Here is a 25,861-nt window from a genome sequence, read left to right as displayed (position 1 = left end):
GGCCAGATGCAAGGACGCCAACTTTTAGCACTGATGCTCGCGTCAATAGTGACTATCGAACAAGGCAATTTCTACTCATCGCGCAGGCTCAATAACCTAGCTCCATCGATTCGAACCTGGCGAATCCCCTGCATTCCGGAGCTGCTCGATGAACACCAAGGCCCACTTCCTCCGCACTGCCCTGGCCGCTGCCAGCATTGCTGTACTGGCCGGTTGTGCCAGCCACCCCGAACTGCGCCCGTACAGCGCCGACGAAACCCGTCAACTGCAACTGGAAGCCTTGCAGCGCCGTGGCTTGTCGCTGGAGGACTATGAACAGCAACGGCGGGTGATCCAGCGTGCCGGCAACCTGCCGGTGGTGACCGAAGCCGCCGATGCCGACCGTTCGACCAAAGGCTGAACGGGCTGATCCAGGTTCCCTCCTGCCGTCTGCGCAGGTATCCTTACCGCTCAACCGCAAGCCTTCCAGGATGGAGACCATGTTCAGGCCCCTTCTGTTGCTGAGCGCTGCCTTGCTGTTCAGCCCCATGCTGCCGGCCCAGCAGATGACACGCGAATTGGGGGATTTCGACTTCACCCTTGGCACCACCCCCTCGCGCAGCATGGCCCAGGGGCTGATCTCACCCAGTGCCGTCGGCGCCTTCCACGGTGGCCTCGACCTCGGCCACGCCAGTGGCTGGTACCTGGGCCAGTACGCCCCGAGCATGGGCGTAACCCCGAACTCCACCCTGCGCCTGGACAGTTACGTGGGCTACAAGCATCACTTCGACAGCACCTTGGGCTATGAGGTCGGGTTGATCCATTACAGCCAGCCAAACATCGCCGGCCCCGACAGCTACGCCCTTTACGGCGGCGTCTCGGTACTGGGCAGTCGTTTCGGTGGCGCGCTGCGCAACAACCCCGACAACCGCACTGGCACGCTGTTCGCCGACTTTGGCCAACTGCCGCTGTTCGACGTCGATCTCACCGTCAAGCTGGCACACCACCGCCTGGGCACACCGTTTACCATTGGTGATGGCGGCCAGGTGGATGCCTTTTCAGACTGGTCGCTGGAGCTGTCGCGGCCTTGGCTGGGGATCGACCTGAACCTGATCTACAGCAACTCCAGCCTGAGTGGCGCCAGCTGTGATGCCTATTCGGGCATCAATACCTATTGCGACAGCGTCGTCACGCTCAAGGCCCAGCGCGCCTTTTTTTAACGGCGCGGCACCAGCGCCAGGGCGATGCCGCCCAACACCACTGCACAGGCGATCAACAAGCGTAACGAAAGCGTCTCACCGATCAGGGCAACCCCGCCCAGTGCCGCAATCACCGGCACACTCAGCTGCAGCGTCGCCGCCTGTTGCGCACTGACCTGCCTGACCACCCCATACCACACGGCGTAACCGGCACCCGACGCCAGTACCCCTGAGCCCAAGCCATACAACACGCCGATCGGTGTGAGGTGGGGACCACCAGCACCCAGCAACAGCACCGGCGCCAACAGCACGAGACAAGGCAGGCTGCGGGCAAAATTGCCGGCCGTGTCGGCCAACGGCCTGGGCGAGCCTTTGCCCAGCAGCGAATACACGCCCCAGGCCACACCAGACAGCGCCATCAGCAAGGCGCTGGCAACAGGTGGCGCCGATGTACCGGGCAACAGCAATACCAGCAGGCCAACGAAAGCGATCAGCATGCCCACCAGCATACGCACAGTGATGCGTTCGCCTTTGTACCAGGCAAAACCGAACATGGTGATCTGCACAGCGCCGAACAGCAGCAGGGCGCCCGCCCCGGCCCCGAGGTGCAAGTAGGCCGCAGCAAACAGGAAGGCATAGAGGAACAGTGCCAGGCCACCTCGCCAACTTCCACCCATGCGCTGCGCCGGCCTGCGCACGCGTATCAGCAGCAACAGGCACAAGGCACCGCTGGCCAGACGCACCATGGTGAAGGATGCAGGGTCGATTGCCCCGTCTTTCAGGGCCAGCCGGCAGAACACCGAGTTGGCGGCAAACGCCACCAGGCTGAACATTGCAGGCCAGAACCAGGCCCTGCGGTCGGTAAGCGTGGTGGTGCCGGTGCTCATGGTGGCGTCACCTTTGAGTGGACTTTGTTCTTGTAGCGGCAATGTAGTCAGGACAGGCACCGATACACAAGGAACCATCCACTATGGCGGCTGGCACAGGGTGCGCCCGCTTCATTACGTTGCGGCTACGGCCTCGATTTCCACCAGCATGCCGTCCAGCGCCAACCGGGGTACCGGGATCAGTGTACAGGTCGGCTTCAGGTGCGGGCCCCAGGCCCTGTCGGCTTCGGCCACCCATTCGCGCAGGCGCGGTTCGGCGTGATCGACAATCAGCAGGGTCAGCTTGAACACCTGAGCCAAGCCGGCGCCTCTCGACGCCAGCGCCAGCTCAAGGTTTGCCAATGCCTGGCGGGCCTGTTCGCTGAACAACGGCGACAACTGGCCGTTGCTGTCCTCCCCTCCCTGGCCGGCGATGTACAGCAGACGGCTGCCGGCGCGCACCTCCGCGACGTGGGAGTAGGCGTTGCCACGGGGGTCGTAAAGGCCTGCGGGGTTGGTTAGCTGGAATGCGCGTGGTTGGGTCATGACAAGCCCTCGCTCGATGGGAAGAGCGGCGCAGTTTCGGACCTGAAGTTAAGTCGAGGTCAAGCGCAGCGTAAGACTTTTCCCACACAGCAGCCCGTTGCTTGAACCACGCGTCTGTTTGCGCAGCGCGCACCAGCCGGTAAATTGCAAGACCCGGCACGGAAGCCTTTACCCAACAGGGAACCCCCCATGAGCAAATTCGATTTTCAGCTGGCCTACACCATCAAGCCAAATAACCCTGCCCGCGATGAAACCGATGCGGCGCTGGCGCGTCTGCACCTGCGCGAAAAGCTCGGGCTGGACACCGTCGAGCACATTGAAACCACCCTGCTGGGCATGATCACGCTCAAAAGCACCACACCCACTGAGCGCAAACGGGAAGCTGAAAAGCTGGTGCACGATTACCTTCATGACGCGCTGAAGGAATTGCGCGTGCTGTCTACCGTGAAGTTCTACGGCTGCCTGATGGTAGACGGGCTCGGCCCAGCGATGCGTTTCGACATCCTGCCCAAATGAACCCCGACGGCCTCAGGCGCCCCCGCGCCCGAGGCCGCGACTGGTCATTTTTCCTGCAGTACCGCCCTGCCTTTCACCGCCCGCGGGCCGCGCCAGGCCCAGAACAGCAAACCTGGGAAGGGTGCGTAGACCACGAAGACGACCCACAGCATCTTGCGCTCGGCGCGCCGCTCACTGCCGATGATGTGCCAGATGGCCCAGATTTCCAGGAGGATGACCAAGGCTGCGATGATGATCCAGATCGTTCCGATTTCCATGTGCGCTCTCCCATTGGCATGTAATGGGTTGGGTCGCAGCGGGCGCTGAGGGTTCAGATTGATTTGCGCAGTACTGTTTCTCAAGAGGCCTGCGGCATGCCCTCAATGCTGCGCTGCGGTCTCCAGCGCTGCCTTCAACGCGGCTGCATCGGCAAATGCCCGCTGGCTGACCAACGCGCGCTGCTCAAGCTGCAACCACTGCACCTGGCCCTTCTCCCCGGTGTAACGGCTGGCCACCCGCCCTTCACGGTCAAGCAGCACCCGGTAGCTGTAATCGCGCATGGCCGGGATGGCGAACAGTTTGCTGATCAGCGCAGGCATACGCTGGATGTCGGCCACGAAGACCGCATCGCGCGCCTCCAGGTAACCTTTGGGCTGCTCGGCCAGCACCGCGTTGACCAGCTTGGCGCCGTCCATGTCACGTGCCACCAGCAAAACCTTGGTGTCGTCCCCAAGGCTGTAGGCCTGGTCGTACTGGTCAAGCAGCGTGAACGGTGCAAGCTTGTCGCCGGGCTCAACGGCATTGGCCAGCAGCGGCAGCAGGCTGAACAACAAGGTAGCGGCATATTTCATCAGTGGCATCCTCAATGACCAAGGCGCCAGCATAGCGTCAAAGTGCCAAGCCTTACAGGTTGCCTGAACACGACCTGTAATACGACACAGCCACCCGGAACATTGTCTTTCCCCCTGCCACCCGCCACACTCTCCAGGCCAGCCAGGAAGCGGAGTCCAGAGTGCCCACGCCACGCCAGTTCAGCAAGAAGACCAGCACCAGCAACATGCTGCGGCTCAAGACCAGCAGCGCCAATGCCCAGGCCCCCTATCGGGTCGATTTCGTCCTGCTCGAACACTTCTCCATGGCCAGTTTCACCGTGGCCATGGACGTGCTGGTCACGGCCAACCTGTTGCGTGCCGACAGTTTCCGGTTCACCCCGCTGTCGCTGGACGGCGACCGTGTGGTCAGCGACCTGGGGCTGGAACTGGTGGCCACAGAGCTGTCGGCGGAGGCATTGAAAGAGCTGGACCTGCTGGTGATTTGCGGGGGGTTGCGCACACCCCTGAAGTACCCGGAGCTCGACCGCCTGCTGGGCGATTGCGCTGCCCACGGCATGGCCCTGGGTGGCCTGTGGAACGGCGCGTGGTTCCTTGGCCGCGCCGGGGTACTGGACGACTATGGTTGCAGCATCCACCCCGAGCAGCGCGCCAGTCTGTCCGAGCGCAGCCCGCAAACCCGCACTACCCCGGCCAGCTTCACCCTCGACCGCGACCGCCTCAGCGCCGCCAGCCCCAATGGCGCCATGGAGTTGATGCTGGGCCTGGTGCGCCGCCTGTATGGCGATGGCCTGGCCGAAGGCGTGGAGGAAATCCTCTCGTTCTCCGGCGCACGCTACCGCCAGGTGGGCCCAGGGGCGAAAAAGTCCATGAGCCTGCACCTGCGCACCATTGTCGAACTGATGGAAAACAACCTTGAGGAAACCCTCAGCCTCGACCAGCTGGCCGCCTACAGCGGGCGCTCGCGGCGGCAGATCGACCGGCTGTTCCAGGCACAGCTGGGCACCTCGCCACGGCGCTACTACATGGAATTGCGCATTACCAAGAGCCGCAGGCTGCTGCAGTATTCCGACCTGTCAGTGATGGAGGTGGCGGTGGCCTGCGGGTTTGTTTCGGTGTCGCACTTCAGCAAGTGCTATGCGGCGTACTTCGGCTACCCGCCGTCGCGGGAGCAACGGCTGGGCGAGTGACCCGCGCCATGGCCGAGGCTGAACCTTTCGCGCGAGGCTCAACCCGGCCATTTGGCCACGCTCAGGGACGGTGCTAGACCTGAATGTACCGTAGCACCGCATCGCAGATCATCGCCTTGTGCCGCAGCTTGACCTCGTCGTCCGACAAGTCGATCTGGAAGATCTCGCCGAAGGTATGGCGGTTGGACACCCGATAGAAGCAGAACGAACTCATCAGCATGTGCAGGTCGATAACCTCGATACCGGCACGAAACACACCCTCCTCTACCCCGCGGCGCAGGGTGTTGCCCAGGGCCTCGAGCACCAGGCTGCTCATTTCGCGAATGGCCGGCGACTGCTTGACGTACTCGCCATAGTGAATGTTTTCGGTGCAGATGATCCGCACGAAATCGACATTGCGGTCGTGGTGGTCGAAGGTGAACTCCACCAGGCGGCGGATCGCCTGATCGGCTGGCAGCGACTCCAGGTCCAGGCTCTGCTCGGTCTTGCGAATGTCGCCGTACAGCTTGATCAGGCACTCGCAGTACAGCTGCTCCTTGCTGCCGAAGTAGTAGTAGATCATGCGCTTGGAGGTGGCAGTACGCTCGGCGATGGCGTCGACGCGGGCGCCGGCCAGCCCTTGCTGGACGAACTCGTTGATGGCGGCCTGGAGGATGTCCTCGCGGGTTTTCTCGGGGTTGTTCTTGCGCGTTCTGCGCCCCCCTTCGGTTTCAGGCTGGCCAAGGCCGACTACGGAATCACTCATACCCACTCACAGGCTGTTTATTGGAATGCGGGGATTATCCGTTAGCACGGCCATGCAGGGAAGCACGCTGTTGGTCGGGTAGCCATGTCAACGTGCTGCCGGGCGGCTTCTGCCAGGCGCCGGATCAGTCGCGCCGGGCGGTGACAGGCTCCGGCGGCGGCGTCAGGTGCAGCACGCGGTTGCGCCCGCCCTCGGCCAGCAGGTAACCGCCCTTGCCATCGCCAATGATCGCCTGAGGCGCCTTGAGGAAGGTCAGCACAGTGTGCTGGCTGCCATCGGCATCGATGCGCAGCAGGCGGGCACGGTGCGTGTTGTCCTCGCTGATCCACAGGCCACGCTGATCACAGTAAAGGAATGTCGGGTTGCGCAGGCCATCGACCACCACCGGGTCACGGCCATCGTCGGCCAAGGCGCGGACCCTGCCTTTGGCTTTTTCGGTGTACAGCAGGCGGCCCCCGCAACCGGTGAGGCCTTCGGTTTCGGTCAAGCCGGAACGCAGCACTTCAAGCTGGCCACTGGTCCAGCCATAACGCATCAGCCGGCCGTTGCCCTTGCGGTCTTCGATGGCATACAGGTGGTCGCCATCGTTCCACAGGCCTTGCACGCTCTCGCCGTCGAACAGCCGGGTTACCTGGCCATCACGCGCCAGGCTGACAGGTGCCGCACCACCTTCCTGGCTGAACACCCAGCCACCTTGCGCCGCCACCATGCCGTCTGGCTTGGAGAGGTTGTCGATGACCACGACCCGGTCACCCTGGGCGGTAATCTTGAGGATGCTGCCCTGGCCATCGTCAAGCTCGCGGCTGACCAGCAGGCTGCCATCGGCTTGCGGCAGCAGCGAAGCGGCCTTGGTGACATCCGTGTGCAGCACCTCGACGTCCCAGCCAGCGGCGGCCTGGACCGGGTAGAAACTCTGCCATGCGAAGAAACCCAAGGTGGCCGCAAGCAGACCGGTGGTGGCTATGAAGACGATGCGGGTGCTGCGTTTGCGCAGGATGTGCGGCATGTAGGGGCTCCTCGGGATTGCCGGGGATCCTAGCAAGGGAATGTGAAAAATATGTCGAAATTTACCCAGCGGGCAAAAAAACAAAAGGATATAAAAATAACAAAACAATCTAACAGAAATGCATAAAGAAATTGAAAGGCCATTGCCTGGTCCTTAGGCTGAGTGCATCGCCCAACACCCGATCAAAGGAACGATACCCATGTCTGCCCGCCCCCTCTCTCCGTTGCGCCGACTATTGGTCGGCGGCCTGCTGGCCAGTATTGCCAGCGCCCTTTTGCCGTGGTCCCAAGCCCTCGCCGATAACCCTGAGACCCTGCGCATCGGTTATCAGAAGTTCAACAGCATTAACATCCTCAAAGGCAGCGGCGCCCTGGAAAAGGCACTGGCGGCACAAGGTGTGAAAGTCAGCTGGCACGAGTTTGCCGCCGGCCCGCAACTGCTTGAGGCACTGAGCACGGGCGCCATCGACCTGGGCCATGCCGCTGACGCGCCGTCAGTGTTTGCCCAGGCCGCCGGCAAGCCGGTGGTCTACCTGGCCGCAGAGCAGCCCTACCCACGCGGCATCGGCCTGGTGGTTCGCGAACAGGACCACCTGGCCAGCGTGCAGGACCTCAAAGGCAAGCGCGTGGCCACCGGCCGCGGCTGGAATGCCCAGTACCTGCTGGCCGTGGCACTGCAACAGGCTGGCCTGAGCTACCAGGACATCACCCCTGCCTACGTCAACAATGCCGCTGATGCCGTGGCCGCCTTGCAATCGGGCAGCGTCCAGGCCGTGACCCTGTGGGATCCGTTCCTTGCCGCCGCAGAAAGCCAGCCGGGCCTGAAGAACCTGCGCGACGGCAGCGGCCTGTCCAACAACCGCACCTTCTACCTGTCCACCGCCAGCTACGCCGACCAGCATCGCGCGCTGCTGAAAACCTTCTTCGTCGAACTGGGCAAGGTCAGCCAGTGGGCCAACGCCAAGCCGGCCGAAGTGGCCGCATTGCTGGCCCCGCAGCTGGGGATCAGTGCCAACGTGCTGGAAGTGGCCAGCGAGCGGCGCAACTATAACGCCGTGGCCATCACCCCGCAGATCGTTGCCGAGCAACAGAAGCTGGCTGACACCTTCCAGGGCCTGGGCCTGATTCCGCGCAAGCTGCAGGTGGCCGACGCGGTCTACCCGGCTTCCGTGTTGCCTTGAACGGAGCCGCCAGCATGCCTCGCCCGATCCGCTTCAACGCGTTCAGCATGAATGCCGCCAGCCACCAGTCCCCCGGGTTATGGCGCCACCCGCGTAACACCAGTGTGGCGTTCAACCGCCTGGACTACTGGACCGACCTGGCCCGGCTGCTCGAACGCGGCCTGTTTGACGCCCTGTTCATCGCCGATGTGCTGGGTATCTACGATGTTTACCAGGGCGGCCCCCAGGCCGCCCTGCGCGGTGGCGTACAGGTACCGGTGAACGACCCGCTGTTACTGGTGCCGGCCATGGCCGGGGTTACCCGGCATTTGGGTTTTGGCGTTACATTCTCGCTGACCTACGAACACCCCTACCCCTTCGCCCGACGCATGTCCACGCTCGACCACCTGAGCAATGGCCGGGTTGGCTGGAACATTGTCACCGGCTACCTCGACAGCGCTGCGCGCAACCTGGGCCAGGCGCGCCAGCTGGGCCACGACCAGCGCTACGACCTGGCCGAGGAGTACCTGCAGGTGCTGTACAAGCTGTGGGAAAAGAGCTGGGACGACGACGCGGTAGTGCTGGACCGCGACAGCGGGCGCTATATCGAGCCCTCGCGCGTGCACCCGATCAACCATGCAGGCGAGCATTTTCAGGTGCCCGGCATGCACCTGTGCCAGCCGTCTGCGCAACGCACCCCGGTGCTGTTCCAGGCCGGCGCTTCGGCACGTGGCCAGCAGTTTGCCGCGCGACACGCCGAATGCGTGTTCATCAGCGGGCCGACACCGACAGTGCTGCGCCGCTACGCCGACGGCATCCGCCAGGCCAGCGCAGCCGCCGGGCGTGGCCGTGACGAAGTCCTGATCTACGCCCAGGCGCTACTGATCGTTGCGCCTGTTCGCGAGCAAGCGGAGGCGCGCTTTGCCGAATACCGCCGTTATGTCGACCTGGACGCCGCCCTGGCGCTGTTGTCAGGCTGGACCGGCATCGACTTTGCCGGCCTGGACCCAGACGCGCCGATCGAGTACATGGAAAACGACGCAGGGCGTGCCGCCCTGGCCGCTTTCACTGCCGCTGACCCGAACCGCCGCTGGACGGTACGCGAGGCCGCCGAGTTCGTGGGTTTGGGTGGCCGTGGCCCGGTGCTGGTGGGTGATCCCGGCAGCATCGCCGACCAGCTGGAAAGCTGGCTGGACCAGACTGGCATCGACGGTTTCAACCTGACCTACGCCGTGCAACCGGATGACCTGGCCAATGTGGTCGAACTGCTGGTGCCCGAGCTGCAACGCCGTGGTCGCTACCCGCTGCACTACGCCGAGGGCACCTTGCGCCACAAGCTGTTCGGCCAGGGTGACCGCCTGCCGGAGGGGCACGCGGCGCGCCAGGTCGACATTCAGTGATCAAATACCGGGTATTCCAACATTTAATTTGTGGATGGCACGCGCTCGACCCTATTCTGTCACCACATCCCCTGCGCCGCACCGGCCGGTGCGGTTCACGGCATGGGGAGAGAACAACAAGTCGAGATTGTCCATGTCGAACCATTCGTACTTCGCCCCCCACGGTGGGCACCCGGCTCAAACCGAGCTGCTGACTGACCGTGCCATGTTCACCGAAGCCTACGCCGTCATCCCAAAAGGCGTGATGCGCGACATCGTCACCAGCCATCTGCCGTTCTGGGACAAGATGCGCATGTGGGTCATCGCCCGCCCGCTGACCGGCTTTGCCGAAACCTTCTCCCAATACATCGTCGAACTGGCACCGGAAGGCGGCAGCGAGCGCCCTGAACTGGACCCTAACGCCGAAGCCGTGGTGTTCATCGTCGAAGGCGAGCTGGACATCACCGTCGAAGGCAAGCACCACACCCTGGTACCGGGCGGCTATGCCTTCCTGGCCCCGGGCGCCGAGTGGAGCCTGCGCAACAACAGCAAATCCAACGTCACCTTCCACTGGCTGCGCAAGCACTACCAGAAAGTTGAAGGCCTGGACGTACCGGAATCCTTCGTTACCCACCGTGACAACGCCACCGTCATCGAAATGCCGGGCACCGAAGGCCGCTGGAAAACCACCCGCTTCGTCGACATGGCTGACATGCGCCACGACATGCACGTGAACATCGTCACGTTCCAGCCGGGCGGTGTAATCCCGTTCGCGGAAACCCACGTCATGGAGCATGGGCTGTACGTGCTGGAAGGCAAGGCGGTGTATCGCCTGAACCAGGACTGGGTCGAGGTAGAAGCCGGCGACTTCATGTGGCTGCGCGCCTTCTGCCCACAGGCCTGCTACGCCGGCGGCCCAGGCAACTTCAGCTACCTGCTGTACAAGGACGTGAACCGTCACGTGCACCTGACGCTGAACCCTCAGCGCTAAGCACAGGCTGAAGCCCGCAAGCCCGCCAACCTGGCGGGCTTGCTGTTTGCAGCACATACTGAAACACCCTCCCCGCGCGGTACCAGCCATGAACCGCTGCCTGCTCGCCGCCCTGTTACTGTGTACGCCTGCCCTGGCTGCCGATGACTGGAACCTGGCCTACGACCGCGAAGGCATTCGGGTGTACCTGCGTGGCGTGGCAGAGTCACCCTACCAGCAGTTTCGCGGCGTGAGCACCATGAAAGCCAGCGTGCGCACATTGACCGACCTGCAGGAAAACCTGCGTGTGGCTTGCAAGTGGCTGTATGCCTGCGACCAGATGCGCCTGCTGGACGTGGATGGCGCCAACACCTGGGTGTACCTGACCACCAACCTGCCATGGCCAACCATGCCGCGCGACATCGTGCTGAAGGTGACCAGCGAGCGGCTGGATGACGGCACCCTGCTGCGGCACCTGAGTGCCGAGCCGGACAGGATTCCCAAAGTAGCCGGGCTGATTCGCGTGCAGCACCTGAGCGGCGAGTGGCGGATGAAGCCGTTGGGCGAGCGCGAGACCGAAGTGACCTACCAGTTACAGGCCGACCCGGCCGGGGATGTGCCCGGCTGGCTGGCCAACCGCTTCGTGGTGGATGCACCGGTGGTGACCTTGCGGACATTGCGGGCGGTGGCTGAGCGTCAGCCTTGAGCACATCGGAACGCCGGCCCTGTCAGATGCCGCCACCGGCCAGCAATTGCGTCATCACCTCGGCCAACGCCTTCACCATCACATCCGCCGTGGGCCGGTGCACGATGACGATTTCGTAGCTGTCGACCTCCGGCAGCCCTTGCCCATCCCCCAGCACCCGGTGCTCGCCAGTGGCCGCCCTGGGCGGCAGCAAGCTGATGCCCATGCCATCGGCGACGGCAGCCTGGATGCCGCTGAGGCTGGAACTGGTGAAGCTGATCCGCCAGCGCCTGCCCATGCCTTCGATGGCGTTGATCATGTCTTCACGGTACAGGCCGCGTGGCGGGAACGTCACCAGCGGGATCGGGTCCAGTTCGAAGGCCGGCGTGCGCGCGCTGTCGATCCACTGCAAACGTTCTGGCCAGCAGGCCACGCCCTCGCGGCTGTTGCGTCGCTGCTTGAGCAGCACCAGGTCGAGTTCGCCGTTGTCGTACGCCTGGCTGAGGTCACGGCACAGGCCGCTGGTCACCTCCAGCTTCACCTGCGGGTGCAGCCGGCTGAATGCCGACAACGCATTGGTGGTGCGCCCGCCTACAAAATCCTCGGGCACACCAAGGCGTACGGTGGTGCCGACCATCGCCCCGGCCAGGGCTTCGAGCATCTGGTCGTTCAGCGCCAGCATGTGCCTGGCATAGCCGAGCAGGGTCTGCCCGGCGTCGGTCGGCAGGACATCGCGGTTGCCGCGCACCAACAAGCGGTGGCCGACCATGTCCTCGAGGCGACGGACCTTCTGGCTGATGGTCGACTGGGTGGAATGCAGCCGCGCGGCAGCGGTGGTGAAACTGCCGCAGTCGGCCACCACGACAATGGCGCGCAACAGGTCGAGGTCGAAAAGGGCCCTATTCGATTTAACGCTGATAGACATCCGGGTATTCAACTACTGAATGACAAGACTGACTTCTATCACGCCACCTCAGGCTGCGCAACGCGCTGCGCTAGTCACCCAGGGCGACACCTTCGCGTCGAGGGTCGGCCCCACCGTCCCAGCCCTTGCCACTGCGTTGAATGATCTGCATGCCGCTGGTCATGGTCATGGGAGTCACTTCGTGGCCCCAGGCCGTCAACTGGCGAATCAGCGCCGAGCTGGTCAGCCCTGCTTCCACTTCGGTACCTGCATTGCGGCTGCCGAAGTTGGGCAGCCCTGCGGCCTGTTGTGGGTCGAGTTGCCAATCCAGCAGGCCGACCAGCGCCTTGTTCACGTAACCGATGATCTGTGAGCCGCCGGGTGAACCCAGGCTGGCCAGCAGTTCGCCGGAAGCACGCGAAAACACCAGGGTCGGCGCCATGGCGGACAGCGGCCGCTTGCCTGGTTGCACCCGGTTGGCCACGGGCATGCCGTGCTCCTCAGGGATGAACGAGAAGTCGGTCAGCTGATTGTTGAGCACGAAACCCTTGACCATCAGGTGTGAACCGAACGCTGCCTCTACCGAGGTCGTCATGGCCAGTGCCTGGCCGCGGTCATCCACCGCGCTGAGGTGGGAGGTGGAGATGCGCAGTGGCGAGCGGTCCGCCGCCAGCGCCAGGTTGGCGCCGTGTGGCCGGCCTGGGTCGGCACGCTGCATGCTGTAATCGCCGATCCGCGTAGCGCGGCTGGCCAGGTAGGCGGGATCGATCATGGCGTTGACCGGTACCGGCACATAATCGCTGTCTGCCAGGTACTGAGCACGATCGGCATAGGCCAGGCGCTCGGCCTCGGCAATCAGGTGCACGGCCATTGGGGGGGCCTCCAGCCGGGCGACAGACGAACTGGCCAGGGGCCGTAACGCGGCCAGGTCCCGTTGCGGCGCGGCGCGCTGTACGGCTTCGAGCATGCCCAAGGTCTGCAGCACGGTGACCCCACCCGACGACGGCGGCGGCATGCCGCAGACCTGCCAGGCTTTGTACGGGCCGCACACCGGTTCGCGCTGCCTGGCCTGGTACTGCTGCAAGTCCTGCAACGACAGGTAACCGGCGTTGGCATGGCTGCGCACCTCCGCCACGATCGCTTCGGCAATCTCGCCGCGATAGAACGAATCAGGGCCTTGCGCGGCAATCTGCTCCAGGGTGTGTGCAAGCGCTGGGTTGCGCAGGATGCTCCCCACTGCCAGTGGCTTGCCCTGGTCGTCGAGGAAGTAGCGGGCCATGGCCGGTGAGCGGGCAATGAAAGGATCACCTTCCACCAAGGTGTGAAGGCGCTGGGAAACCGCGAAACCGTTGCGCGCCAAGGCAATGGCCGGGGCGAACAGGTCGCGCCAGGGTAGCTTGCCGTGCTGTTCGTGGGCCAGCTTCAAGGCGCGCAGCACACCGGGCACGCCCACTGATCGCCCGCCAATCTGCGCAGCCCGGAATGGCATGGGTGAGCCATCGGCTTGCAGGAACAGCCTTTCCGAGACGCCTGCGGGTGCTGCCTCGCGGCCGTCGAACGCCTGCACCCGCTTGCCATCCCAATACAGGATGAACCCACCGCCACCAATGCCGCTGGACTGCGGCTCGACCAGGGTCAGTACCATTTGCATGGCGATGGCAGCGTCGATGGCGCTGCCACCTGCACGCAACATCGCGCGCCCCGCTTCGCTGGCCAGCGGGTTGGCGGCGGCGACCATGTGCCGGCTGGCGTGCACCGGCTGCAAGCCGCTGCGGTAGCCGGAGGCCAGTTCCGGTGGTGCGGGCAGCACCTGGTCGGCACAGGCCCAGCCACTGCTCGCCAGCAGGCACAGTGCGCTCATCAATGGCGTCGAGAACTTCATCGCTTGCTTCCTGCTGCTACCTGTCCAGCAGGGCACTGTGGGCCAAGTGCGAACCCGACTTCAAGCCTTTGGGCGAGCTTATGTGACGCTGTGCCGAGGCCGGTCAAGCTGGCCTCAGACAACTTCCTCGTACGGCAGGCCCACATAATTCTCGGCAATGTTCATCAGCCCCGCCGGCGAGGTCAGGAAGTACTCGCGGTCGGCCTCCTGCATTTTCTGGTCCCAGGCATCTTTGTGGCTGCCGAAATCATGCAGCAGCTGGGTCATGAACCAGCTGAAGCGTTCGCCCTTCCACACCCGGCGCAAAGCCAGCGGCGAGTATTGCTGCAACAGGTCGGTACGCCCGTCGCGGTACACCTTGACCAGGATACGGTACAGGTAATTGACGTCCGAAGCTGCCAGGTTCAACCCCTTGGCACCGGTGGGCGGGACGATGTGCGCGGCGTCACCGACCAGGAACATCTGGCCATACTGCATCGGCTCGACCACCAGGCTGCGCAGCGGCGCAATGCTTTTTTCCAGGGCCGGGCCAGTGACCAGGTCGGCCGCGACCTCGGCGGGCAAACGTGCTTTCAGTTCGCCCCAGAAGCGCTCGTCAGACCACTCCTCTACGCGGTTCTGCAAAGGCACCTGCAGGTAGTAACGGCTGCGGGTCTGCGAGCGCTGGCTGCACAGCGCGAAACCACGCTCGTGGTGGGCGTAGATCAGTTCGTGGTTGACCGGCGGCGTATCCGACAGCAGGCCCAGCCAACCAAACGGGTAAACCCGTTCGTACTGTTTCAGCACGCCTTCGGGAATGCTCTGCCGCGATACGCCATGGAAGCCGTCACAACCGGCGATATAGTCGCAATCCAGCCGGTGCACCTGGCCGTCTTTCTCGAAGGTGATGTAGGGTTGTTCGCCTTTCAATTCGTGCGGCTGAACGTTGGCGGCTGAATAGATGATCGGCGCCCCGCTGGTTTCACGGGCGTGCATCAGGTCACGGGTGACCTCGGTCTGGCCGTACACCATCACCGTCTTGCCACCGGTCAAGGCCTTGAGGTCCAGGCGTTGGCGGCGCCCGCCAACCAGCAGTTCGACCCCCTCGTGCACCAGGCCTTCACGGTCCATGCGCTCGGCAACGCCAGCCTCACGCAGCAGGTCGACCGTGCCTTGCTCCAGCACTCCGGCGCGGATGCGGCCCAGGACGTACTCGGCGGTCTGGCGCTCCACGATAACGTTATCGATGCCGGCCTTGTGCAGCAGTTGGCCCAGCAGCAGGCCAGACGGACCTGCACCAATAATTGCAACCTGAGTTTTCATTGTTGTTGTCTCTATTCGGACGATGCCGGCCGCGGACTGGCAGTGGGCGGCATCTGCTGTTAGGGTTTGCCCTTGCATTTTTACTGGCAAAAAAAGCCACTGAACTGTGCTATTCCATGCAAAACCTGCACTTTTAAAAAAAACGTTCGATTAGCGAACAGGTCAACGCAGATGAAGTCCACCCTCCCCGGCGTCCCGTTGTTCAAGCTGTATGGCGAAAACCAGGCCTGGCCGGGTACCGACCTGCTGCACTGCGAGTCCATCCCGGCGCGCAGCCGCCTGCACCACTGGGAGATCAAGCCTCACCAGCATGCCGAGCTGGTCCAGCTGCTGTATGTGCAGCGTGGCCAGGCCCAGGTGGAAGTCGAGGGGGTGCGCAGTGCCATCGGCGAAGCGGCGATCCAGGTGGTGCCGCCGATGACCGTGCATGGCTTTCGTTTCAGCGCCGATATCCAGGGTTATGTGCTGACCTTCGGCACGGCACTGGTGGCGAACCTGGAGCAACGCCTGGGTACGCCGCTAACCGTGCTGACAAAGCCTGCGTGTTACCCGTTGGGCCAGGACCGCACACACCTGCGCAGCCTGATCGATACCCTGCAGCAGGAATACCAGGGCAATGCCCCGGCGCGCGCGCCAATGCTCGAAGCGCTGGTGACGGCGCTGATGGTGTGGATCAGCCGTCGCCAGCAGTTGGGCCAGGCACCGCGCAACCGTGATGAGCGGGACCGCCAGTTGCTGGGGCAGTACCTGCGCCTGGTGGAGGCGCATTATCGCGAGCACCTGTCGGTGGAGGATTTTGCTGCGCGGCTGAATGTGCCGAGTTTGCAGCTGAACCAGCTGTGCAGGGCGTTAAGTGGGCAGACGGCGTTGCAGGTGGTACACCAGCGCTTGTTGCTGGAGGCACGGCGCAGCCTGGTTTATACGCGCATGAGCATCGGGCAGCTGTCGGACAGCCTGGGTTTCAGCGACCCTACTTATTTTGCGCGGTGGTTCAAGCGGTTGAGTGGGCAGACACCGAATGGCTATCGGAAGGCGGTGCAGCCTGCATAAGCCGCGCTGCTTGACGTAAACGTCAACCTGCCCTCAGGATACCGGCATACCCCACGCCGAGCCCGAGCATGAGCACCCAGACCTACAGCATCTCCGACTTGTCCCGCGAGCTGGACATCACCACCCGCGCCATCCGCTTCTATGAGGAACAAGGCCTGTTGAGCCCTGAACGCCGCGGCCTGGAGCGCATCTACTCGGCGCGCGACAAGGTCAGCCTGAAGCTCATCCTGCGGGGCAAGCGCATCGGTTTCTCCCTGGCCGAGTGCCGTGAGCTGATCGAGCTGTACGACCCCACCAGCGGCAACCTCAAGCAGCTCAACAGCATGCTGGCAAAAATCGCCGAACGCCGTGCCCAGTTGGAGCAACAGATGCTCGATATCCACCAGATGCAACTGGAACTGGACACCGCCCAGGAGCGCTGCGAACAAGCCCTGGCCGCCACCCTGAACAACAAAGACAACCGCTGAACGCCACAGGAAACCCACCATGTCCTTGCCCAAACACGTCCGCCTGGTCGAAGTTGGCCCCCGCGACGGCCTGCAGAACGAAGCCCAGCCCATCAGTGTCGCCGACAAGGTGCGCCTGGTAGACGACCTCACCGACGCGGGCCTGGCCTACATCGAAGTGGGCAGTTTTGTCTCGCCCAAATGGGTGCCGCAGATGGCTGGCTCGGCCGAAGTATTCGCCGGTATCCAGCAGCGCCCCGGTGTTACCTATGCAGCGCTGGCACCCAACCTGCGCGGGTTCGAAGACGCGCTGGCCGCAGGCGTGAAGGAAGTGGCGGTGTTCGCCGCCGCGTCCGAAGCATTCTCGCAGCGCAATATCAACTGCTCGATCAGCGACAGCCTCAAGCGCTTCGAACCGATCATGGAAGCCGCGCGCAACCATGGGGTGCGGGTGCGCGGCTATGTGTCGTGCGTGCTCGGTTGCCCTTATGAAGGCAAGGTCAACGCCGAGCAAGTGGCCCCGGTGGCCCTTGCCCTGCACGAGATGGGCTGCTACGAGGTCTCACTGGGCGATACCATCGGCACGGGGACCGCCGGCGACACCCGGCGCCTGTTCGAGGTGGTGTCGGCGCGGGTACCGCGCGAGCAACTGGCCGGGCACTTCCACGACACTTATGGCCAGGCCCTGGCCAATGTCTATGCCAGCCTGCTCGAAGGCATCAGCGTGTTCGACAGCTCGGTGGCCGGGCTGGGCGGCTGCCCGTATGCCAAGGGCGCTACCGGCAACATCGCCAGTGAAGACGTGGTCTACCTGCTGCAGGGGCTGGGCATCGAAACCGGCATCGATCTGGATCGGCTGATCGCCGCTGGCCAACGCATCAGCAGTGTGCTGGGTCGCGACAATGGGTCGCGGGTGGCACGGGCGCGCACCGCGCGATAAGTCATACGGGTGTCACACAGGTGTGGGTGAAGTGTTACCTACACCACATTTCGCAGCAAAAAATCGGGTAACAGGGAAACAAATCGACAGAATTTCAGGCCGGTCGATTTGGGCCAAAACCTATAAATCATTGATTTTAAAGGGTTTTCAAAAGTTGGCACGCGCCCTGCTATATCTTTCGTACAAGAACAAAAAGAATGTGACACCCAATAAAAACAACAGGTAACGGCTCTGACATAACAAGAACAACACGGCAGAGGCGTAGCAAGCAGATTTTTTTGGAGTCGACACGCTTTTCAGGGGTACGCCCCGCGGTCTGGCACAGAACAATAAAACTACCTCAAGGTAGCGGCAGCCAGGTTCGGATCAGCAATGATGAAGGCAGGTCAGCGCTCAAAAAAATACGTTTGCTCTTGACCCCGCATGGGGGTCGCCCGCAACACCAGGACCGGCTTACAAAAACAACAACAGGCCAGTCCCAATAATAAAAAAAGAGCAGGCAACAACGCTTTGAGGGGAGCTTCGGCTCCCCTCAGTGCTTCCTGCCCTCTTCCTCCTCCTGCTTTTCCTCGTCTTGCCCCTCGACCTTCTCTACCAGAAACGGCATCGTGCCCAGCACCAGCAGGGCCAGTACCGTGCTGATCAGCGCCGTGGCTTCGCGGCCCATGCCAGCTGCCGTGCCGATGGCAGCGGTCATCCACAGCCCGGCGGCGGTGGTCAGGCCTTTCACGTGACTGGTGTCCTTGCCGTTACCTTTCAGGATAGTGCCCGCACCGAGAAAGCCGATACCCGCGACGATGCCCTGGATGACCCGGCTTAGCGCCTGCTCGTCGGCACCGGCCATGCTGGGTGCCAGCACGAACAACGCTGCGCCGAGCGACACCAGCATGTGTGTACGTACCCCAGCCGACTTGCCTTTGTGTTCGCGTTCGAAGCCCAGCACGGCACCAAGGACAGCCGCCATCAGCAGGCGCACCACGACCCTTATCACCTCGCGCTCGTCTGTGATATCGGCGAATTCAGCCTGGATCGTCTGCCAGATGAGCTCCATTGCCTTGTTCCCATGCTGTACATCGGGTCACCAGGCCCTATGCAGAGGCCCGGCCTGCCATCTATAAAAACTGACCACCAGCCACCGCGCAAAGTGCCGTTCAGCGTGCTAATTGCAGTAACCCGCCACTCGCCGCGGTCCACCCTGTAACCACCCTCAGGAGGACCACCCCATGCCCATTGAAGTCGACGAAGCCACCCGCCGCTGCACGCTCATCGGCGAGGACCTGCGCATCGAGGGCGATGGCCCGGATATCGAAATCATCACCGACGAGCAGCTGCATATGTCGGTGGCCCTGCTCGCTGGCCAGCGCGTGCCGATTACCGAAGCCGAGGCTGATGCACTGACCGTGGTAGGTGCGGTCGATAGCCGCAGGCATCTCAAGGCCAGCGCGCCAGGCTCGGTGATCTAAGGCCTGGCGAGACGGAACGGTCAATCTGATACGGTTTTTATCGCAAAACCTGAACCTGTGCCGGTAACAGCTTCAGGGCCATAGTGCTCATGCCTGATCGAGGCCTGATGAGCACCGAGCCATGACCGATAGAATCCCTTTTACAGAGATCGCCACCGCCCCAGCCAGCCGACGCATCGATAACGGCATTCACACCCGCAGCTTCAGCGGGCTTTACCGCAACCTGCGCATCGGCTTCGCCGGCGCCCTGTTCGCGCTGTTCTTCGGCACCGCCTGGCTGAACTGGAGCGGCCGCCAGGCCGTGCTGTGGGACCTGGGCAACAGCAAGTTTCATATCTTCGGTGCTACCTTCTGGCCGCAGGACTTCATCCTGTTGTCGGCGCTGCTGATCATCTGCGCCTTCGGCCTGTTCGCGATCACCGTGTACGCCGGTCGCGTGTGGTGTGGTTACAGTTGCCCGCAGAGTATCTGGACCTGGTTGTTCATGTGGTGCGAGAAGGTTACCGAGGGTGACCGCAACCAGCGCATCAAGCTCGCCGCCGCGCCATGGAGCCTGAACAAGCTGGCCCGGCGCACACTCAAGCACAGCTTGTGGCTGGCCATCGGCGTGTTTACCGGGCTGACCTTCGTCGGCTACTTCACCCCGATCCGGCCGCTCGCAACTGAACTGTTCACGTTGCAGCTGGGCGGCGTAGCACTGTTCTGGGTGCTGTTCTTCACCGCCGCCACCTACATCAATGCTGGCCTGTTGCGCGAAGCGGTTTGCCTGCACATGTGCCCCTATGCACGCTTCCAGAGCGTAATGTTCGACCAGCACACCCTGGCAGTCGCTTATGACCCTGGGCGTGGTGAAACCCGCGGCTCGCGCAAGAAAGGCAGCGACCCTGGCGCACAGGGCCTGGGCGACTGCATCGACTGCACCCTGTGTGTGCAGGTATGCCCCACCGGCATCGACATTCGCGACGGTTTGCAGATGGCCTGTATTGGCTGCGCCGCGTGCATCGACGCCTGTGACGGGGTCATGGACAAGATGGGCTATGCCCGTGGCCTGATCGGCTACAAGTCGGAGCACAGTCTGCAAGGGGGTACCTCTCACTGGCTGCGCCCGCGCCTGCTGGGTTATGCCGCTGCCCTGGTGATAATGATCACGGCGCTGGTGCTGGCCTTGCAGATGCGCCCGATGGTGTCGCTGGATGTGATCAAGGACCGTGGCCTGTTCCGGGAGAACGCCCTTGGTCAGATCGAAAACATCTACCTGCTGAAGGTCATCAACAAGACCGAACGCATCCGGCATTATGAATTGCGCCTGCTGGACGCCGACGGCTTCACCTTGCAGGGCAGCACTGCGCTGGTCATCCCCGCAGGCGAAATGAGTGAATTGCCAGTGTCGGTGGCGATGGTGGCCGAGCGACCGCGTAGCAGTTCGCAGACACTGAGCTTCGAAATCAGCGAACGTGACGATCCGGCGATCCACAGTGTGGCCCACAGCCGCTTCGTCGCCCCCATGAACCGCTGATCCCTTACACTGAAACCACCTTGCCTGCCAGGCTTCGACAGAAGGCCAGAATGAAACGCTACGAACGCTTCGCCGACGATATTGCCGAACTGATCCGCTCCGGTGTGCTAGGCCCCGGCCAGCGCGTGCCCTCGGTGCGCTACGCCAGCCAGACCCACGGGGTCAGCCCGTCCACGGTGTTCCAGGCCTACTACCTGCTGGAGCGGCGTGGCCTGATTCGCGCCCGGCCGCGCTCGGGGTATTTCGTCAACGCCCACACCCCGCGCCCGTTCAGCGAACCGCAGGCGCTGCAGCCGGTCAGCGAGTCGACAGACGTTGACGTCAGCGCCCTGGTGTTCTCGATCCTCGACTCGATCAAGGACCCCAACACCATCCCGTTCGGCTCGGCCTTCCCCAGCCCCGAGCTGTTTCCGCTGCAACGCCTGTCACGCTCGCTGGCCAGTGCCAGCCGCAGCATGGACCCGCGCATGGTGGTCACCGACCTGTCCCCCGGCAACCCGCAACTGCGCCGGCAAATTGCCCTGCGCTACATGGTCGGCGGGCTGATGCTGCCCATGGAAGAACTGCTGATTACCAACGGTGCGCTGGAGGCGCTGAACCTGTGCCTGCAGGCAGTAACCCAGCCCGGCGATCTGGTGGCCATCGAGGCTCCCGCCTTCTATGCCTGCCTGCAGGTGCTGGAGCGGCTCAAGCTCAAGGCAGTGGAGATCCCCGTGCACCCGCGCGAGGGCATGGACCTGAGTGTGCTGGCGCAAACACTGGAAAAGCACCCGGTAAAAGCGGTGTGGTGCATGACCAACTTCCAGAACCCGGTCGGCGCGAGCATGCCCGAGGCGAAGAAACAGGCGTTGGTGGAACTGCTGACTCACCATCAGGTGCCGTTGATCGAAGACGATGTGTATGCCGAGTTGTACTACGCCCAACAGGCGCCCAAACCGGCCAAGGCCTTCGACACCCAAGGCCTGGTGATGCACTGCGGCTCGTTTGCCAAGAGCCTGGCACCGGGTTACCGCATCGGCTGGGTAGCGGCCGGGCGCTTTGCGCAGAAGATCGAACGGCTGAAACTGATGACTTCGCTGTGTGCCTCGATGCCTGCCCAGGCGGCCATCGCCGACTACCTGCAGCACGGTGGCTACGACCGCCACCTGCGCAAATTGCGCTACGCGCTGGAAGGGCAGCAGGCCAACATGCTGGCGGCGATTGCCCGGCACTTCCCCGCACAGACTCGGGTCAGCCAACCCTCCGGCGGTTACTTCCTGTGGCTGGAGTTACCCGAGCAAATGGACGCCCTCAAGCTGTTCCACATGGCCTTGGCCCAAGGCATCAGCATCGCCCCCGGGCCAATCTTCTCGCCTACCCGCCGCTTTGGTAACTGCATCCGCCTGAACTATGGCAGCCCTTGGCATGAAGGCGCCGAACGGGCCATGGAAACCCTTGGCCGGATCATTCGCTCGTTCTGATGGCCCTTGCCTCGCGCGGCAACTATAGTTGCCCGATCCACTCCTTGGGCCCGAGCCATGCCGCCAGATTCGCCCCCGTCCATTGCCCAGTTGCAAGCACGCGTCGCAGAACTGGAGGCACGCCTGGCCGAGCGCGAAGACAGCGCCGAGGCACACAACAGGCTGTTGGGTGAGCTACTCGACAACAGCCTGGCCAACGTGTTTGCCGCCGACCGCAACCTGCGCCTTGTGGCCATCAACCGTACGGCCCGGGAAACCTTCGAGCGCTACCGCGGTTTCGTGCCAAAGGTCGGCGATTACGTGCCACAGTTCCTGACCAAACAGCCCGACATTACCGGCATGCTGGCACCGGTGTGGCCCCGCATGCTGGCTGGCGAAGCCTTCGTCGATACACTGACCCTGGGCCCCCCCGAGGCGTCCCGCCACTACGAAATCCGCTACCATCCGTGGCGCGACGGGCAGCAACGGATCCAGGGCGGATACATGTTCGCGTATGACATCACCGAGCGGCTTGCAGAGCAGGAGCGCCTGCGCCAGGCCGAAGAGGCCCTTCGCCAATCACAGAAAATGGAAGCGGTTGGCCAATTGACGGGCGGCATCGCCCACGACTTCAACAACCTGCTGGGCAGCATCCTCGGGGCGCTGGACCTGGCCGGCGAACGCCTTGGCCAGCAGCGCTTCGCCGACACCGACGAGCTGATCGAACGTGGCCGGCACAACGTCCTGCGGGCAGCCGCCCTGGTGCAACGCCTGCTGGCCTTTTCGCGTCAGCAAACCCTCGTGCCACAGCCGGTCGATGTGCAACAGTTGGTCGCCGGCATGCATGACTTGATCCGCAGCTCTATCGGGCCGCATATCGACTTGCACGACCGCACCCTGCCCGGGCAGTGGCCAACACGCATCGACCCCCAACAGCTGGAAAATGCCCTGCTCAACCTGTGCATCAACGCCCGTGACGCCATGCCCCTTGGCGGCACCTTGAGCATTGCATGCGCCAACGTCGAGCTAGAAGACACCGAGGCCAATCAGCTGCACCTGGCCGCTGGCCGGTTCCTGCGCATCTGCGTGGAAGACACTGGCATCGGCATGTCCAATGCAGTGCGGCAACGGGCCCTTGAGCCGTTCTTTACCACGAAGGCGTTCGGCCAGGGCACTGGCCTTGGGCTGTCGATGGTCTATGGCTTCGTGCGGCAATCCGGGGGGCAGGTGCGGATCGACAGCACACCAGGGCAAGGCACGGCCATCAGCCTGTATCTCCCCCAGGATGAAAGCGTCGCTGCCGACTTGCCCAGCACTGCCGCTCAAGCCCCTGCCCCTGTGGCCCCGGCGCAGCAGCGGGCAGTCAAGGTGATGCTGGTGGAAGACCAGCCTGCACAGCGGCTGGTGCTGCTGGAGGTGTTGCATGAGCTGGGCCATGACGTGCAGGCATTCGAAGACGGCCGCCAGGCATACGAGGCATTGCATGAAGGCCGGCCACCCGACTTGCTGATCACCGATGTCGGCCTGCCGGGGGGTATCGATGGCTACCAGCTCGCCGACACCTGTCGGAGCATCGCCCCGCAGGCCGCGATATTGCTGATTACCGGCTATGACACTGCGGCCAGCACGGCCAGGGCGCAAGCCGACATGCACACCGAACTGCTGGCCAAGCCGTTCGATCTGCAAGCGCTTGCCCAAGCCATCGGACGGCTGCTGGCAAGCACCGCCCATGCACGCTGAGCGGCTATCCGCCTGCGGGTGAACACGCTAAAGTCTTGGCCTCACATTTTGTCGGACGCCTGCATGCCTTCCCGCGATATGCACTCACTTCGCCAGCAAGTCATCGAACTCCAGCGGCAGAACGCGCTGCTCGAAGCACGCCTTGCAAGCCATCAGGCACAGGACCCGGATTTTTACCGCTCACTGTTCGACACCATGGACGAAGGCTTCTGCATCATCGAGTTCTTCGACGGCCCGCACGGCCCGCTGAGTGACTATGTGCATGTACTGGCCAACGCGGCCTACGCCAAGCACGCAGGCATCCCCAACGTGGTTGGGCAGAAGCTGCGCGAAATGGTGCCTGACGAGGCGGATGACTGGGTGGCACGCTATGGGGCGGTACTGCGCACCGGGGAACCCCTGCACTTCGAGCAGGAACTGGTCGCAACCGGCCGCGTGCTGTCGGTGACCACTTTTCGCGTGGAGCCTGCCGAAAAACGCCAGGTAGCGGTACTGTTCCAGGACGTCACCGAGCGCCGACGGGCGGAGCAGGCCCTGCAGCAGCTGAACGATGAGCTTGAGCAACGGGTGAATACAGCACTGGCAGAGCGCCGTCTGTTTGCCGAGCTGGTCGATCACAGCGTGGTCAACGTGCACGTGGTCGACAAGAACATGCGCTGGCTGGCCGTCAATCGCCAGGCCAGGCATGACTTCAAGTTGCTCTACGGGTCGGTACCGGAAATCGGCGAGTACCTGCCTGGGCTGGTCAACGAAGGCGACGCTGACCAGACGCCGATGCTGCCAATGTGGCAACGTGCCTTGGCCGGTGAGGCGTTCATGGAAACCGGCGTTTTTGGCAAGGCTCCGGTTCAGCGTCATTACGAACTTCGCTTCAACGCCCTGCGTGACCATGAGGGTGACATACAGGGGGCATTCCTGTTCGCCTATGACATCAGTGAGCGGGTGCTGGAACAGGAGCGCCTGGCCAAAGCCGAAGAAGCCCTGCGCCAGGCGCAGAAGATGGAAGCCGTGGGCCAGCTCAGCGGCGGCATCGCCCACGACTTCAACAATCTGCTGGGTGGCATCCTCGGCGCCCAGGAGCTGATGCGACAACGCCTGCACCAGTCGCGTTACGATGCCCTGGAGCCGTTGTTGGAGCTTTCCAGCGGTTCGGCACAAAGGGCCTCTTCGCTGGTGCACCGGTTACTGGCGTTCTCGCGCCAGCAAACCCTTCAGCCCCGTTCCACGCAAGTGGCAACGCTGGTGGCCGGCATGGAGGAGCTGCTGCGCCGCACCATTGGCCCGGCCATTACCCTCGGCAGCCGGTTCACCACTGAGCTGTGGCCGACCTTTATCGACCCGCCACAGCTGGAAAGCGCCCTGCTCAACGTGTGCATCAACGCCCGCGATGCCATGCCAGGCGGTGGCGTGATCGAGATCATCGGCGACAACCTGCACGTTGACGAACAACAGGCGCTGGAACTGGAGGTGCCAGCCGGCGAATACCTGCGCCTGAGCATTGTCGACAACGGCACGGGCATGTCGGCGGAGATCGCCGAGCGAGCAGTCGAACCGTTCTTCACTACCAAGCCGATGGGCCAGGGCACGGGGCTGGGCCTGTCGATGACCTACGGCTTCGTGCGCCAGTCGGGCGGGCAACTGCGCGTGTTGTCGGTACTTGGCGAAGGCACCCGCATCGAACTGTTGCTACCCCGCCACCACGAACAGCCGTTGGCCCCAACCGCCAGACCTCGCGGGCCGTTGAGAAAGAGCAGCACGGGTACGCAGCGCATCTTGCTGATCGAAGACCAGGCAGCCTTACGCCTGGTGGTCTGCGAAGTACTGGAAGAGCTGGGTTACCAGGTAGATGCGTTCGAAAACGGTCCAACGGCCTTGGCTTACCTGCAAAACGCTGAACGCCCAGACTTGCTGCTGAGCGACATCGGCCTGCCCGGTGGCCTGAATGGCCGCCAGGTGGCCGAACGCTGTCGCGAACGCTACCCCGACCTGAAGGTGCTGTTCATCACTGGCTACGACGAAAGCGCGGCGCTCAGTGATGGTCAGTTGCTGCAAGGTACACAGGTGCTGACCAAACCGTTCGAACTGGAAGTGCTGGCCGAGCGCATACGCGAGTTGCTGATGGGTTGACGG

General features: G+C 63.2%; 26 protein-coding genes. 16 read left to right on the top strand and 10 right to left on the bottom strand.

The features are described from left to right. The first annotated feature begins 148 nt into the window (after positions 1-148). Both E8E68_RS09070 and E8E68_RS09065 read left to right on the top strand, forming a co-directional pair. Positions 149-400, top strand: coding sequence for a hypothetical protein (locus tag E8E68_RS09070; protein WP_266029750.1), 252 nt, complete (start codon positions 149-151; stop codon positions 398-400). A gap of 79 nt (positions 401-479) precedes the next feature. Beyond that, positions 480-1,199: a TorF family putative porin gene (locus E8E68_RS09065; protein WP_266029749.1), complete on the top strand. Its 720-nt coding sequence runs from the start codon at positions 480-482 to the stop codon at positions 1,197-1,199. Here E8E68_RS09065 and E8E68_RS09060 read toward each other — a convergent pair. Then, a complete protein-coding gene (locus E8E68_RS09060; protein WP_266029748.1) occupies positions 1,196-2,065 on the bottom strand; it encodes a DMT family transporter in 870 nt (289 codons plus the stop codon). The two genes, E8E68_RS09065 and E8E68_RS09060, sit on opposite strands and share 4 nt — an antisense overlap. A 114-nt stretch (positions 2,066-2,179) precedes the next feature. Further along, positions 2,180-2,590, bottom strand: coding sequence for a RidA family protein (locus E8E68_RS09055; RefSeq protein WP_280340783.1), 411 nt, complete (start codon positions 2,588-2,590; stop codon positions 2,180-2,182). Between the two features lie 189 nt (positions 2,591-2,779). On the opposite strand from E8E68_RS09055, the gene E8E68_RS09050 reads away from it, so the two are divergent. Continuing rightward, complete coding sequence (locus E8E68_RS09050) at positions 2,780-3,106, top strand: hypothetical protein (RefSeq protein ID WP_266029746.1); 327 nt, start codon at positions 2,780-2,782, stop codon at positions 3,104-3,106. A 44-nt stretch (positions 3,107-3,150) separates the two neighbouring features. On the opposite strand, the gene E8E68_RS09045 is transcribed toward E8E68_RS09050, so the two are convergent. After that, the gene (locus E8E68_RS09045; protein ID WP_110747614.1) at positions 3,151-3,363 is read right to left on the bottom strand and encodes a PLDc N-terminal domain-containing protein; all 213 of its coding nucleotides are present in this window, start codon (positions 3,361-3,363) and stop codon (positions 3,151-3,153) included. Between the two features lie 102 nt (positions 3,364-3,465). Beyond that, the gene (locus E8E68_RS09040) at positions 3,466-3,936 is read right to left on the bottom strand and encodes an FAD/FMN-containing dehydrogenase (RefSeq protein WP_280340780.1); all 471 of its coding nucleotides are present in this window, start codon (positions 3,934-3,936) and stop codon (positions 3,466-3,468) included. 161 nt (positions 3,937-4,097) lie between these two features. On the opposite strand from E8E68_RS09040, the gene E8E68_RS09035 reads away from it, so the two are divergent. After that, positions 4,098-5,105: a GlxA family transcriptional regulator gene (locus tag E8E68_RS09035; RefSeq protein WP_280340778.1), complete on the top strand. Its 1,008-nt coding sequence runs from the start codon at positions 4,098-4,100 to the stop codon at positions 5,103-5,105. Between the two features lie 73 nt (positions 5,106-5,178). Here the strand turns inward: E8E68_RS09035 and E8E68_RS09030 are convergent, their stop codons facing one another. Both E8E68_RS09030 and E8E68_RS09025 read right to left on the bottom strand, forming a co-directional pair. Beyond that, complete coding sequence (locus E8E68_RS09030) at positions 5,179-5,850, bottom strand: TetR/AcrR family transcriptional regulator (RefSeq protein ID WP_266029742.1); 672 nt, start codon at positions 5,848-5,850, stop codon at positions 5,179-5,181. A 124-nt stretch (positions 5,851-5,974) separates the two neighbouring features. Beyond that, positions 5,975-6,856 (bottom strand): hypothetical protein, encoded by an 882-nt coding sequence (locus tag E8E68_RS09025; protein ID WP_266029741.1) that lies wholly within the window; start codon positions 6,854-6,856, stop codon positions 5,975-5,977. A 199-nt stretch (positions 6,857-7,055) separates the two neighbouring features. Here E8E68_RS09025 and E8E68_RS09020 point away from each other — a divergent pair, with 199 nt between their 5' ends. The 4 genes from E8E68_RS09020 to E8E68_RS09005 all read left to right on the top strand — a co-directional run bounded on the left by E8E68_RS09020 (position 7,056) and on the right by E8E68_RS09005 (position 11,070). After that, positions 7,056-8,036: an aliphatic sulfonate ABC transporter substrate-binding protein gene (locus tag E8E68_RS09020; protein WP_280340776.1), complete on the top strand. Its 981-nt coding sequence runs from the start codon at positions 7,056-7,058 to the stop codon at positions 8,034-8,036. 14 nt (positions 8,037-8,050) lie between these two features. After that, positions 8,051-9,415 (top strand): LLM class flavin-dependent oxidoreductase, encoded by a 1,365-nt coding sequence (locus tag E8E68_RS09015; protein ID WP_280340774.1) that lies wholly within the window; start codon positions 8,051-8,053, stop codon positions 9,413-9,415. 133 nt (positions 9,416-9,548) lie between these two features. After that, positions 9,549-10,385, top strand: coding sequence for a bifunctional allantoicase/(S)-ureidoglycine aminohydrolase (locus tag E8E68_RS09010; protein WP_110747635.1), 837 nt, complete (start codon positions 9,549-9,551; stop codon positions 10,383-10,385). A gap of 88 nt (positions 10,386-10,473) precedes the next feature. Further along, positions 10,474-11,070, top strand: coding sequence for an START domain-containing protein (locus E8E68_RS09005; RefSeq protein WP_266029737.1), 597 nt, complete (start codon positions 10,474-10,476; stop codon positions 11,068-11,070). Between the two features lie 22 nt (positions 11,071-11,092). On the opposite strand, the gene E8E68_RS09000 is transcribed toward E8E68_RS09005, so the two are convergent. The 3 genes from E8E68_RS09000 to pobA form a co-directional block, all read right to left on the bottom strand. Then, positions 11,093-11,974, bottom strand: coding sequence for a LysR substrate-binding domain-containing protein (locus tag E8E68_RS09000; protein ID WP_110747639.1), 882 nt, complete (start codon positions 11,972-11,974; stop codon positions 11,093-11,095). A 70-nt stretch (positions 11,975-12,044) separates the two neighbouring features. Further along, the gene (gene ggt / locus E8E68_RS08995) at positions 12,045-13,835 is read right to left on the bottom strand and encodes a gamma-glutamyltransferase (protein WP_280340772.1); all 1,791 of its coding nucleotides are present in this window, start codon (positions 13,833-13,835) and stop codon (positions 12,045-12,047) included. Positions 13,836-13,949: 114 nt separating this feature from the next. Beyond that, the gene (pobA, locus tag E8E68_RS08990; RefSeq protein ID WP_280340770.1) at positions 13,950-15,137 is read right to left on the bottom strand and encodes a 4-hydroxybenzoate 3-monooxygenase; all 1,188 of its coding nucleotides are present in this window, start codon (positions 15,135-15,137) and stop codon (positions 13,950-13,952) included. A gap of 171 nt (positions 15,138-15,308) precedes the next feature. Here pobA and E8E68_RS08985 point away from each other — a divergent pair, with 171 nt between their 5' ends. From E8E68_RS08985 to E8E68_RS08975, 3 genes are all read left to right on the top strand, one after another. After that, positions 15,309-16,187 (top strand): helix-turn-helix domain-containing protein, encoded by an 879-nt coding sequence (locus tag E8E68_RS08985; protein WP_280340768.1) that lies wholly within the window; start codon positions 15,309-15,311, stop codon positions 16,185-16,187. 68 nt (positions 16,188-16,255) lie between these two features. After that, positions 16,256-16,654 carry a MerR family DNA-binding transcriptional regulator gene (locus E8E68_RS08980; RefSeq protein WP_019099730.1) on the top strand — a complete coding sequence of 133 codons (399 nt, stop codon included), beginning with the start codon at positions 16,256-16,258 and terminating at the stop codon, positions 16,652-16,654. Positions 16,655-16,673: 19 nt separating this feature from the next. After that, on the top strand, positions 16,674-17,573 hold the full coding sequence (locus E8E68_RS08975) for a hydroxymethylglutaryl-CoA lyase (protein ID WP_266029733.1): 900 nt from the start codon (positions 16,674-16,676) through the stop codon (positions 17,571-17,573). Positions 17,574-18,105: 532 nt separating this feature from the next. Here E8E68_RS08975 and E8E68_RS08970 read toward each other — a convergent pair. After that, positions 18,106-18,624, bottom strand: coding sequence for an MgtC/SapB family protein (locus E8E68_RS08970; RefSeq protein ID WP_266029732.1), 519 nt, complete (start codon positions 18,622-18,624; stop codon positions 18,106-18,108). Positions 18,625-18,796: 172 nt separating this feature from the next. On the opposite strand from E8E68_RS08970, the gene E8E68_RS08965 reads away from it, so the two are divergent. From E8E68_RS08965 to E8E68_RS08945, 5 genes are all read left to right on the top strand, one after another. Continuing rightward, the gene (locus tag E8E68_RS08965; protein WP_110747661.1) at positions 18,797-19,036 is read left to right on the top strand and encodes a DUF3203 family protein; all 240 of its coding nucleotides are present in this window, start codon (positions 18,797-18,799) and stop codon (positions 19,034-19,036) included. Between the two features lie 121 nt (positions 19,037-19,157). Continuing rightward, a complete protein-coding gene (gene ccoG / locus E8E68_RS08960) occupies positions 19,158-20,552 on the top strand; it encodes a cytochrome c oxidase accessory protein CcoG (protein ID WP_280340758.1) in 1,395 nt (464 codons plus the stop codon). A gap of 50 nt (positions 20,553-20,602) precedes the next feature. Then, positions 20,603-22,012, top strand: coding sequence for a GntR family transcriptional regulator MpaR (gene mapR, locus E8E68_RS08955; protein WP_266029729.1), 1,410 nt, complete (start codon positions 20,603-20,605; stop codon positions 22,010-22,012). A gap of 57 nt (positions 22,013-22,069) precedes the next feature. Further along, positions 22,070-23,731 carry a PAS domain-containing sensor histidine kinase gene (locus E8E68_RS08950; RefSeq protein WP_266029728.1) on the top strand — a complete coding sequence of 554 codons (1,662 nt, stop codon included), beginning with the start codon at positions 22,070-22,072 and terminating at the stop codon, positions 23,729-23,731. Between the two features lie 63 nt (positions 23,732-23,794). Further along, positions 23,795-25,858 carry a PAS domain-containing protein gene (locus E8E68_RS08945; protein ID WP_266029727.1) on the top strand — a complete coding sequence of 688 codons (2,064 nt, stop codon included), beginning with the start codon at positions 23,795-23,797 and terminating at the stop codon, positions 25,856-25,858. Positions 25,859-25,861 lie beyond the last annotated feature (3 nt).

Origin of the sequence: Pseudomonas sp. BN607 (assembly GCF_029871175.1) — a bacterium.
Lineage (GTDB): Bacteria > Pseudomonadota > Gammaproteobacteria > Pseudomonadales > Pseudomonadaceae > Aquipseudomonas.
The sequence above is the reverse complement of the archived record's forward strand: the minus strand, read 5'-3'. Positions and strand labels throughout refer to the sequence as shown.